Raw genomic sequence first — 11,023 nt, 5'->3', positions numbered from 1 at the left:
GTATAAATCTTTCCTTTTATAAAATCAAATTTTGAAATTAGCAAATCTTTATGGGATTTTCCCATGGTTAAAATTAAATCTGCTTCTTCTAGTAAGTCTCTATAAACAATACGAGCTCTATGGTTTGTTAAATCTATTCTTTCCTTCTTTAAAACTTTAATTGCATTTATAGAAGCCGCCTGACCATCTAATGCAAATACTCCTGCTGACTTTACCTTTATATCTAATTTTTTCTCCTTAGCCATCTCTTCCAAAAGAGCTTGAGCCATAGGGCTTCTGCAAGTATTACCAGTACAAACAAAAAGTATATTCATATTTATCTCCCCTTATACTTTTATAATCTTCCCTCCTGAAGCTTTTTTCAGCCTATTCATAATGGCTGTACCTATTTGTGATTTTTTTACTCCTTCAGCAAGGATTATATCTACATCTTCTTCATCAAATTGTCTAATAGTATTGAAAAGATTATGTCCTATGGTTTCCATATTTTCCCTATTCCCTACAGATATTATCAATCCTTCTTCATATCTAGTTTTAGTTTCTTCTGTAGCCATTATCCCAACGGTTTTCCCTTTAGATATATATTCTTTAGTTTTAGTTTTTATCTCCATTACTATATCTTCTAGTTTTCCACTAAATACTATCATATCTGCCTTAGGTGCATAATGTCTATATTTTTGACCTGGAGATTTAGGAATTATATCCTTATCATCTTTAACAATACTTAAATCTTCTTCTACATTAGGAATTATTTTTTGTAAATCCTCTAAGGTTATCCCACCAGGTCTAAGTATCATAGGTGTTTTTTGCGTTAAATCCAATACTGTAGACTCTAAACCTACTCCAGTATTTCCTCCATCTATTATCATATGGATTTTCCCATGTAAATCCTCTATGACATGACGGGCTGATGTAGGGCTAGGTTTTCCAGAAGTATTAGCAGAAGGTGCAGCAATAGGTACCCCACTTTCTTTTATAAGCTCTAAAGCAATAGGGTGGTTAGGCATCCTAATGGCTACAGTATCTAAACCGGCAGTAATAATTTCTGGGACTAGGCTACTTTTTTTAAACAATATGGTTAAAGGTCCTGGCCAAAATCTTTTCATAATCATTTCTGCTTCTTTAGATATAGACTTTACTAATGGTCTTATATCTTCTATGGAAGATGTATGCAGTATTAAAGGATTGTCCTGCGGTCTACCCTTTGCCATAAATATTTTCTTTACTGCTTCTTGATTAAGGCCATTTGCTCCTAACCCATAGACGGTTTCAGTAGGAAAAGCTACTAGTTTCCCTTTCCTAATTAAATCTACTCCTTCCATTACAAGTTCTTTTTCTGGTTTTCTTTCATTTACTTTAATTATTTTAGTTTGAATCTTATCCATAATGTCCCTTCTTTTCTCCTCTTTCTTCATGTACTATTATACATTATTGTATAGATATTTAAATGAATATTTTACTTTAATTTTACTATCTATAAATATTATCTATATAATTAACTTTTCTATTAATATATCCAATTGGTAGTCATGTATATTTAATGTTAAACTATTATAGATATTTTATTATTCAAATAAAAGGAGAGATGGAAATGAGACCTAAGGTTATGGAAGAGGTAGAAGCACTAAGGGGTGTTAACTCAGTTAAAATTAAAGAAGCTCATGAAGCTGGTAAAAAAGTTGTAGGTATGTATTGCGTTTTTTCACCACAAGAAATGGCTTTAGCTGCCGATGCAATTTCAGTTACACTTTGTGGGACTACTCAAGAACCAATTGAAGAAGCAGAAAAAAAATTACCAAGAAATCTATGTCCTCTAATAAAATCTAGTTATGGATTTGCCATAACTGACAAATGTCCCTATTTTTACTTTTCAGATGTATTGTTGGCAGAAACCACTTGTGATGGCAAAAAGAAAATGTATGAATTAATGGCAGACCTAAAGCCTATGCACGTAATGAATTTACCTCAAACAGCAGATGATGATTTAGCTTTGACCATGTGGGAAAATGAAATGATTAGATTTAAAAATTTTTTAGAAAATCAATTTAATGTTGAAATCACTGAAGAAAAACTAAAAAATGCAATTAAGCTAATGAATAGAGAAAGAGAAGCTATGAAAAGACTTCATAAGTTAAATGCCCATAAACCTGCTCCATTAACTGGAATGGATATGATGTTGGCTCAGTGGTTAAAAGGATTTAATGTAGATAAAGAAGCTGGTATAGATTTAATTGAAAGATTAATAGAGGAAGTAGAAGAACGTATAAAAAAAGGAAAATTTGCCTTTGATGAAGAAGCACCAAGAATTTTACTAACTGGATGCCCTGTAGGAAGCGGTTCAGAAAAAGTGATACGAATTTTAGAAGAATCAGGCGCTTCTGTAGTTGCATTAGAAAATTGCACTGGCTATAAGGGATTAGATATAATGGTAGATGAGGAAATAGATCCAATTACAGCCTTAGCTGAAAAATACTTAAAAACTCCTTGCTCCTGTATGACTCCTAATAATAGTAGACTGGATTTAATAAAAAGATTGGCTGAAGAATATAAAGTAGATGGCGTTGTGGATTTGACATGGCAGGCTTGTCATACATATAATATAGAATCTTATTTTGTTAGAAATTTCGTTAAAGATGAATTAAATATTCATTTCTTACAAATTGAAACGGATTATTCAGATTCAGATTTAGGTCAAATACAAGTAAGAATAGAGGCTTTTTTAGAAACTATGAATTCTCAAGTTGCCCTATAGAAGTAATTTATAAGGAAGTGATATTTTGATAAGCATTGGTATAGATGTAGGATCTGTTGCAGCAAAGATAGCTGCTTATGATGGAGAAAAAATAATAGCCACTGGCCTTTTGCCTACTGGATGGAGCCCTAAAGGTGTAGGCGAACAATTATTAGAAGAAATTTTAGAAAAAATTAAAACTCCTAAGAAGAAAGTTAAATCTATCATAGGAACTGGTTATGGTAGAGTTTCTCTACCCTTTGTAGATAAAAAAATAACGGAAATTACCTGCCATGGTAGAGGTGCTTACTATATTGACCCTGCAATTAGGACGGTAATAGATATTGGAGGACAGGATAGTAAGGTAATAAAGTTAAATAGTGAAGGTATGGTTACCGACTTTCTAATGAATGATAAATGTGCTGCTGGAACAGGACGGTTCCTTCAAGTTATGGCAAATGCTTTAGAAATTGATATTGATGACCTTTCCCATTTAGCTGCTAAGGCAGAACCCGCTAATATAAGCTCTATGTGTACTGTATTTGCAGAGTCAGAAGTTGTAAGTCTTGTAGCTGAAGGTACACCTAAAGAAAAAATTGCAGCAGGTTTGCTCCATTCTGTATGTAATAAAACCTATTCTTTAGTAAATAAGGTAGGTATTGAAGATAAAGTATTTTTCTCTGGTGGTGTTTCTAGAAATAAAAAATTAGGAGAATTACTTGAAGAAAAACTAGGAGTAAAAATAATTTCCACTGACGAATCACAATTTATTGGAGCTATTGGCGCTGCTATACTTGGATATTAATTCAATTGACAATTTAGACAGGAGATTTTCTCCTGTCTTTTTAATTGGAAATATTGTTCTTATTATCTCTTTCTTAGAATATTAATTATATAGAAAGGGTGAGAATATGAAAGAATTGTGGATAATTACAATTTATGGTTTTGTCGTTGGTATGGTAGGTACAGGACTTGGTGGAACAGTTTCTTTGTTCATTAAAAATACCAATAAAGTATTGGCCTTTTTATTAGGGATAACTGGTGGATTTATGCTATTTATAGTCACGTTCCATCTATTACCTGAATCTTTTATTTTGGGAGGTTTATACATTGCTATTATAGGTATAATATTGGGGATATTTTTAGTTGTATTTGTTGAAAACCATATAGAAAGTATGATAAAAAATCCTCTTACAAAGAGTAGTTTACTTTTAGGAATTAGTATAGCAGTCCATAATTTCCCTGAAGGATTAGCTTTAGGTTCTAGTTTTTTAACTATGTCCAATTTAGGTCCTACCCTTTCTTTGGCTATGCTTCTACATAATATACCAGAAGGATTGTCTATGGCTATTCCTTTGAAAGTAAGTAATAAATCTCCTAGTAAAATTATTGTCTATACCCTATTGACAGGAATTCCTACAGGAATTGGTGCTTTTTTAGGTGCTTATATAGGAATGATTTCCAATATATTTATTTCTCTATGTCTATCCTTTGCTGGAGGCACTATGTTATATATTATCTGTGATGAAATAATTCCAAATGCAAAAACCCTCCATAAAGGGAGGGCATCATCCATAGGAATAATAATAGGGTTTGTAATTGGAATTATATTATATTTTTAATCTACCAGACAGCCACATATCCATCTGTCCTAGGTTCGCAGGCACCACAAAGGATTCCATTATCATCTCTCCAAATAATTTCTCCTCTACCAAAACCTGTACTGTCCGCCTTTACTACTATATTATGACCTGCTCTTTCTAGTTGTAAAGCCAGATTGTTATCAAAGGATTGTTCAATCTCTATGGTTTTATCTCCTGTCCATTGCCATCTAGGTCTATCTAGTGCATCTTGAGGATTCAATTTATAATCAATAGTGTTAATTAAAACTTGCAAATGACCTTGAGGTTGCATAAATCCTCCCATCACTCCAAAAGGACCTACAGGTTTATTATCTTTCATTAAGAATCCTGGTATTATAGTATGATAGGAACGTTTACCACCTTCTAAACAATTTGCAGAATCTGGGTCTAAATTAAAATTACAACCTCTATTATGCATTGCAATTCCCGTATTCGGAACCACAATTCCAGAGCCAAATCCCATATAATTACTCTGAATATAGGAAACCATATTCCCATATTGATCAGCGGTAGCTAAGTATACTGTACCACTCTGCGATGGTTTCCCAGCTTCAGGGAACAATGCTTTATCTGTAACTAATTTAGCTCTTTCTTTTGCATAATCCATAGACAGTAATTCTTCCACAGATACCTTCATAGATTTAGGATCAGCCACGTATTTTTGTACATCTATAAAAGCTAATTTCATAGCTTCAATTTGCTGATGAGTACTATTAAAGGAATTCTTATCTTCAAGTTCTAATTGTTTTAATATATTTAATGCCATTAAAACGGTTATTCCATGTCCATTAGGAGGTAATTGACATACATCAAAGCCTTTATAATCAGTAGATATAGGCTCCACCCATTCTGGATAATATTCTTCCAAATCGGATAACTCTAAAAATCCATTGTTCTCTTTGAAAAAATTAGCAATCTTCTTGGCTAATTCTCCTCTATACATGCTTTCCGAAATAGTATCTCCAATTTCTTCTAAAGTATTGCCATGGTCTTTTAATTGTAAAAAATCACCTGGTTTTATACAATTGCCTTTTGGTGCAAAAGTGTCAAACCACCCTTGAATAGACTTGTCCTCATTTAATGCTTTAGAAAATTTATGGAAGGATCTTTTCCATATACCTCCAACGGCTGGTTGAACGACATAGCCCTCTTTAGCATAGGAAATAGCAGGATTTAATATTTCTTTAAATTCCAATGATGAGCCAAATTTCTTCCATAATTCAGCCCAGGCAGCAGGAGCACCCGGTACATTTACTGGTACTACTCCAGTTGTAGGAATTTTTTCTAATTTTCTTTGTTTTATAGATTCAACACTAATCTTTTTAGGAGAAGGACCACTTGCATTAAGACCATGTAGTTTTCCTTTAGTCCAAACTAATGCAAATGCATCTCCACCTATACCATTAGCAGTAGGTTCCACCACCGTTAAAGCTGCCGCAGTAGCTATAGCTGCATCAATTGCATTTCCACCTTTCTTCAATATCTCTAATCCAGCATTTGCTGCCAATGGATTTCCAGTAGCTATCATTCCCTTTTTACCATAAATTACATTTCTTCTAGAAGGGTAGTGGTAGACCAATGGGTCAAATTGAAAGTTCATGTTTTAATTCCTCCTCAATACTACAATTTATTCTTCATATATTATACCATAGAAAACTCGGATAGAATTTTCTATCCGAGTTTTTATATTAACCTACTTGTTTTAATTTCTCTGCTTGGTCTGAAGTGATTAAACCATCTAACATCTCGTCAATATCTCCATCTAAGAAATTTTCCAACTTATAAATAGTCATATTGATTCTGTGGTCTGTAATTCTTCCTTGAGGGAAATTATATGTTCTTATCCTTTCAGATCTATCTCCTGTTCCTACTTGGGAACGTCTTTCCTCTGCTATTTCATCATGTTGTTCTCTTATCATTTGGTCATATAGTCTAGTTTTTAAAATTTTCATTGCTTTATCTCTATTCTTATGTTGAGATTTTTCATCCTGACAGGATACTACCATCCCCGTTGGAATATGGGTTATTCTAACTGCAGAGTCAGTTGTATTCACACTTTGACCTCCATTACCAGATGAACGGAATACATCTATTCTAATATCATTTTGGTTTATTTCAATGTCTATATCCTCTGCTTCTGGTAATACTGCAACAGTAGCTGTAGATGTATGAATTCTTCCACTAGATTCAGTTGTAGGTACCCTTTGAACTCTATGAACACCAGATTCATATTTTAGTCTACTATAGGCTCCCTTTCCTTTAATCATAAATATTACTTCTTTAAAGCCTCCCACACCTTGTTCATTGGAACTCATTAACTCTGTTTTCCAACCCTGTCTCTCTGCATACATACTATACATTCTAAATAAATCCCCTGCGAATAAGCCTGCTTCATCCCCTCCAGCTCCTGCTCTAATTTCAACGATTACATTTTTATGGTCGTTAGGATCTTTTGGTATAAGAAGCAGCTTCAATTCTTCCTCTAGCTTTAGTATAGTTTCTTCATATTCAGATACTTCTTCTTTTAACATTTCTTTCATTTCATCATCTAGTTTTTCTTTAAGCATTTCTTTATCTTCTTCTAAAGTTTTTTGTGCCTTAGTATATTCTTTGTATTTATTTACTATTGGTTCAATATCGGCATGTTCTTTTACAAGCTTTTGCCATTCCTCAATATTATTTATAATTTCAGGATCTATTATTTTCTCACTTAACTCTTTATATTTATTTTCTATAAAAGATAATTTTTCTAACATAATATACCTCCCTTCCAATATTAACTTATATATTTAGATATAAAATTTATAATCTTATTTAATAGTACACATATATTATACCATGAAAAACACTAAAAAATCCAATCTACTAGATTAGAATAGCACATAATTTCCTTATTATAAAGAATTATTTTTGTCTATTCTCTATATTTTTATTGTATAATATTGAACCAATTCCGCCTATTAATATTAAATAAATGGGACTAATACTTAAAAAAACTATAATCAAAGCTGTAATTACCGATATAATTACTTTTTTATAGCCAAATTTAGATTTTTTCGCCAGTTGATAAACAGCAGATGCTATTAATGCTACTACTGCTGGTCGTATTCCTAAAAATACTTTTTCGATAATAGGATTGTTTCTAAATTGAAAAAATACAGTGGCAATTAATAGTATAATTAGAAAAGATGGCAATGTAGTCCCCAAAGTGCAAACCAAAGCCCCTTTGAACCCTTTTAATTTATACCCTATAAATATACTTACATTTACAGCGATAGGTCCTGGAGAACCTTGAGCTATGGCAATAGTATCTAGAAACTCTTCTTCCTTTACCCATTTTTTATTATCTACTATTTCCTTTTGAATAATAGGAAGCATGGCATAGCCACCTCCAATAGTAAAGGCACCTACTTTAAAAAATATTTTGAACATATCAAAAAGCATATGTTTCACCTACCTTAATAGAAAATTACTCCGGTTATTCCAGCCAAAATAATTGCATATATTGGGTTGAATTTTTTGAAAGCAACCAGATAGAATATTCCTAAACTTATAAGTACAGATTTCACATCTATAAAAGCATCCATAGCTACAGATATAGATGCCGAAGCTATTAATCCCAATACTATTGGTCTAATACCTATAAAAAACCAATCAGTATAGGAGGAATCTTTAAATTTATTTAAAAAGTGGAATATAATACTCATAATAATAAAAGAAGGCAGTACTACAGCTATGGTTGCTACAAAAGAACCCATTATACCTGATACTCTATAGCCTAAAAAAGTAGCACTATTTATGGCAATAGGCCCTGGAGTCATTTCAGATATAGCCAAAATATCAATAAATTCTGCATTGGATAGCCAACCATGAACTTCTATTATTTCTTCCTTTATCAAAGGTAGCATAGCATATCCTCCGCCAAAGCTAAATGCACCTATTTTAAAAAAGGAGATAAACAATTTAATTAAAGTCATTATCTATTCCAACTCCTTTTCCATTTATTCCTAATACTACTCTGTCTAGTCCCTGTAGGTCTTGTAATATTTGAACATTTTTAAAATTTTCATTCATCATCATATTGGCAACTTGTTTTCCTTGATCATAGCCAATTTCAAAGATTAACAATCCATTTTTCATTAAATAATTCTTGCTCTCATGGATTATCCTTTTATAAAATTTTAATCCATCTTCTCCTCCATCTAAAGCCTCTTTTGGTTCATGGTCTTTAACTTCCTTTTGCAAAGTTGTTATATCCTTTTTAGGGATATAGGGAGGATTTGAGGTTATGATATGGAATTTCCTATTTAGTCCACATATCCCTTGAAATAAATCGCCTTTAAATAGATTAATATTGCTTAGTTTAAATCTTTCTTTATTTATTCTGGATACTTTCAGTGGAGTATCATAAATATCTACACCATATACTATAGCATTCCTTTTGTAATAGGCAATGCTTAAAGCTATGGCTCCACTTCCTATACCTAAATCTAATATATTTACTGGTTTATCCTTATATTTATTATCAATATATTCTAATACGTATTCAACCAGAATTTCAGTATCCGATCTAGGTATTAGAACCCCTTCTTCTATATAGAAATCTAAACCCATAAATTCCTTTTTGTTGATTAAGTATTGAAAAGGATAGCCACTAGCTCTTTTCTTCATCAATTCTAAAAACTTATCCACAATAGGCTCTATTACCTTATCCCTACCATGGGTATATATATAGATTTTATCCACATTTAATAATTCAGCTAATAAAAGAGTAGCCTCTAATACAGGGTTTGAATATTCTCTATCCTTTATCAGATCTACTCCTTTTTTTAACAATTGATTTATTTCCATAAGTCTTCTTCCTTATTTTCCGTAAGAACTGCCTTTAATGCTTCTATAGCCACTTCTATTTGGGAACCATCCGGTTCCTTAACTGTAGCCATTTTTTGTATTAATAGACCAGGGTAGGATAAATAATAGGCAATGGATGAATTACTTTTACCAATAATCCTATTTATCTCGTAAGAAATTCCTGCTATTATAGGGAGCATCAAAAGTCTTATTAAAATCCTTTGCAAAGGATTAGGCCATCCAAAAAAAGATAAAACCAAAATACTTACAATCATTACCATAAATAAAAAACTAGTTCCACATCTTGGATGCAATATAGGATATTTTTTTACATTTTCCACCGTTAATGGTTCTCCATTTTCATAACAATGGATGGTCTTATGTTCTGCACCATGGTATTCAAAGACTCTACCTATATCTTCCATTTTTGAAACAACCGTCACATATATAAGAAATAATGCAATACGAACAAAGCCTTCCACTAAATTTAAAAGAAAAGGAGTTTCAATATTCTGCTTGAAAAGATTAGTAATAAAACTAGGCAACAATATAAACAACAGAATTGTAAATGCAAAAGAAAATATTAAAGTAAATACTATTTCTGCTTCTTCTTTTTTATCTTTAAAAACTTTATCAAAAAATGATTCCTTATTCTCTTCCATTTCTATATCATCATCAAAAAATTCAGCAGAGTACATTAAAGCCCTTATCCCAAAAGCCATAGATTCTATCAATCCAACTATACCTCTTATGAAAGGAAGACTAAAAATTTTATATCTCATACCAAGTGTGTTTAATTTCTCTTTTTTCAATATTATTTCATTATCCGGTTTTCTTACTGCAATAGCTAAATCCTTTGGTCCTCGCATAAGTATTCCTTCAATTAACGCTTGACCTCCAATAGTTGTTATATGTTTTGGAACTCTATTTAAATCCTTGATTTTCATTTTCTCAACACCCTTTTTCAATTCACAATGCACAATTATTTAGGGTCTAGATTCTGAGTCTGAGATTCTTCGGCTTCCTCAGCTTAGTTCAATGAGTATGCCTATGGCCTTTGCCTCAGAATGACAACTCTAATTAATTGTCAATTACCTAAAATTGTGCATTGTGAATTGATTAAATTCTTTTATAATAAAAATTAAAGGTTAGATGCGATAGGCAACTAACCTATGTGGTTTTGGAGTATTATTCCATACCATATTTTTTCTTGAATTTTTCTACACGTCCACCACGTTCTGCGAATTTTTGACGTCCTGTAAAGAATGGATGACATTCTGAACAAATTTCTACTCTTAAGTCTTCTTTCGTTGAGCCGGTTTTAAATGTATTTCCACATGCACATCTTACTGTAGCTTCATAATATTCTGGATGTATCCCCTTTTTCATTGCTTTCACCTCTCTTTATTGCCAGTATATAAAATATATTTATTCACATAATTTGACCAATTAATTATAGCATAATACTAAAAGTTTTTCAACTAAAACCAAATTTTATTTCTCATCTCTTCTACAAATTCATCATTAGATTTAGTTCCCATTAAATTTTCTATTAAAGTTTCTGTTACATCTTGAGTAGGTGCATTCCCTAAAGCCTTTCTAATACTCCAAATAGTTTCTAACTCCCTTTGAGTTAATAATAGATCTTCTCTTCTAGTTCCAGATTTATTAATATCTAGGGCTGGGAATATTCTTTTTTCAGATAATCTTCTATCTAAATGTATCTCCATATTACCTGTACCCTTAAACTCTTCAAATATAACATCATCCATTCTACTACCTGTTTCAACTAAAGCAG

At 31.9% G+C, this 11,023-nt stretch carries 12 protein-coding genes and 1 pseudogene; 3 read left to right on the top strand and 10 right to left on the bottom strand.

The window, feature by feature from the left end; all coding sequences use genetic code 11:
* Nucleotides 1-314: low molecular weight protein arginine phosphatase (locus tag VK998_RS11400; RefSeq protein ID WP_325228408.1), on the bottom strand; the 314-nt coding region annotated here is incomplete at its 3' end.
* 12 nt (nt 315-326) lie between these two features.
* Nucleotides 327-1,385, bottom strand: coding sequence for an L-threonylcarbamoyladenylate synthase (locus tag VK998_RS11395; protein ID WP_325228407.1), 1,059 nt, complete (start codon nt 1,383-1,385; stop codon nt 327-329).
* A 206-nt stretch (nt 1,386-1,591) separates the two neighbouring features.
* Between VK998_RS11395 and VK998_RS11390 the strand changes: the two genes are divergently transcribed.
* From VK998_RS11390 to VK998_RS11380, 3 genes are all read left to right on the top strand, one after another.
* A complete protein-coding gene (locus VK998_RS11390; protein WP_325228405.1) occupies nt 1,592-2,752 on the top strand; it encodes a double-cubane-cluster-containing anaerobic reductase in 1,161 nt (386 codons plus the stop codon).
* A 25-nt stretch (nt 2,753-2,777) separates the two neighbouring features.
* The gene (locus tag VK998_RS11385) at nt 2,778-3,536 is read left to right on the top strand and encodes an acyl-CoA dehydratase activase (RefSeq protein WP_325228403.1); all 759 of its coding nucleotides are present in this window, start codon (nt 2,778-2,780) and stop codon (nt 3,534-3,536) included.
* Between the two features lie 106 nt (nt 3,537-3,642).
* Nucleotides 3,643-4,353: a ZIP family metal transporter gene (locus VK998_RS11380; protein WP_325228400.1), complete on the top strand. Its 711-nt coding sequence runs from the start codon at nt 3,643-3,645 to the stop codon at nt 4,351-4,353.
* A gap of 1 nt (nt 4,354) precedes the next feature.
* Here the strand turns inward: VK998_RS11380 and VK998_RS11375 are convergent, their stop codons facing one another.
* The 8 genes and pseudogenes from VK998_RS11375 to VK998_RS11340 form a co-directional block, all read right to left on the bottom strand.
* Nucleotides 4,355-5,974, bottom strand: a complete 1,620-nt coding sequence (locus VK998_RS11375; RefSeq protein WP_325228397.1) for a gamma-glutamyltransferase family protein — start codon at nt 5,972-5,974, stop codon at nt 4,355-4,357.
* A gap of 88 nt (nt 5,975-6,062) precedes the next feature.
* The gene (gene prfA / locus VK998_RS11370) at nt 6,063-7,130 is read right to left on the bottom strand and encodes a peptide chain release factor 1 (RefSeq protein ID WP_325228395.1); all 1,068 of its coding nucleotides are present in this window, start codon (nt 7,128-7,130) and stop codon (nt 6,063-6,065) included.
* A gap of 148 nt (nt 7,131-7,278) precedes the next feature.
* Nucleotides 7,279-7,818 carry a chromate transporter gene (locus VK998_RS11365; RefSeq protein WP_325228393.1) on the bottom strand — a complete coding sequence of 180 codons (540 nt, stop codon included), beginning with the start codon at nt 7,816-7,818 and terminating at the stop codon, nt 7,279-7,281.
* A gap of 14 nt (nt 7,819-7,832) precedes the next feature.
* On the bottom strand, nt 7,833-8,351 hold the full coding sequence (locus VK998_RS11360; protein WP_325228391.1) for a chromate transporter: 519 nt from the start codon (nt 8,349-8,351) through the stop codon (nt 7,833-7,835).
* A complete protein-coding gene (prmC, locus tag VK998_RS11355; RefSeq protein WP_325228389.1) occupies nt 8,338-9,225 on the bottom strand; it encodes a peptide chain release factor N(5)-glutamine methyltransferase in 888 nt (295 codons plus the stop codon). Before prmC ends, VK998_RS11360 begins: the two co-directional genes overlap by 14 nt.
* Nucleotides 9,216-10,172 carry a DUF1385 domain-containing protein gene (locus VK998_RS11350; RefSeq protein WP_325228387.1) on the bottom strand — a complete coding sequence of 319 codons (957 nt, stop codon included), beginning with the start codon at nt 10,170-10,172 and terminating at the stop codon, nt 9,216-9,218. The genes prmC and VK998_RS11350 overlap by 10 nt, the downstream gene beginning before the upstream one ends.
* Nucleotides 10,173-10,413: 241 nt before the next feature.
* Entirely contained in the window at nt 10,414-10,614 is a 201-nt protein-coding gene (gene rpmE / locus VK998_RS11345; RefSeq protein ID WP_325228385.1) for a 50S ribosomal protein L31, read from the bottom strand.
* A gap of 92 nt (nt 10,615-10,706) precedes the next feature.
* Nucleotides 10,707-11,023: pseudogene (locus tag VK998_RS11340) on the bottom strand (transcription termination factor Rho); the annotation flags it as partial.

Source organism: Schnuerera sp., assembly GCF_035459645.1.
Taxonomy (GTDB): Bacteria; Bacillota; Clostridia; order Tissierellales; family Tepidimicrobiaceae; genus Schnuerera.
Note: the sequence above shows the minus strand (reverse complement) of the source record. Positions and strands in the feature narration are given on the sequence as shown.

Excerpts from the sequence above, each read along its gene's own strand:
- VK998_RS11395 (WP_325228407.1), bottom strand. The coding sequence starts at position 1,385 with ATGGATAAGATTCAAACTAAAATAATTAAAGTAAATGAAAGAAAACCA.
- VK998_RS11390 (WP_325228405.1), top strand. The coding sequence starts at position 1,592 with ATGAGACCTAAGGTTATGGAAGAGGTAGAAGCACTAAGGGGTGTTAAC.
- VK998_RS11380 (WP_325228400.1), top strand. The coding sequence starts at position 3,643 with ATGAAAGAATTGTGGATAATTACAATTTATGGTTTTGTCGTTGGTATG.
- VK998_RS11375 (WP_325228397.1), bottom strand. The coding sequence starts at position 5,974 with ATGAACTTTCAATTTGACCCATTGGTCTACCACTACCCTTCTAGAAGA.
- prfA (WP_325228395.1), bottom strand. The coding sequence starts at position 7,130 with ATGTTAGAAAAATTATCTTTTATAGAAAATAAATATAAAGAGTTAAGT.
- VK998_RS11365 (WP_325228393.1), bottom strand. The coding sequence starts at position 7,818 with ATGCTTTTTGATATGTTCAAAATATTTTTTAAAGTAGGTGCCTTTACT.
- VK998_RS11360 (WP_325228391.1), bottom strand. The coding sequence starts at position 8,351 with ATGACTTTAATTAAATTGTTTATCTCCTTTTTTAAAATAGGTGCATTT.
- prmC (WP_325228389.1), bottom strand. The coding sequence starts at position 9,225 with ATGGAAATAAATCAATTGTTAAAAAAAGGAGTAGATCTGATAAAGGAT.
- VK998_RS11350 (WP_325228387.1), bottom strand. The coding sequence starts at position 10,172 with ATGAAAATCAAGGATTTAAATAGAGTTCCAAAACATATAACAACTATT.
- rpmE (WP_325228385.1), bottom strand. The coding sequence starts at position 10,614 with ATGAAAAAGGGGATACATCCAGAATATTATGAAGCTACAGTAAGATGT.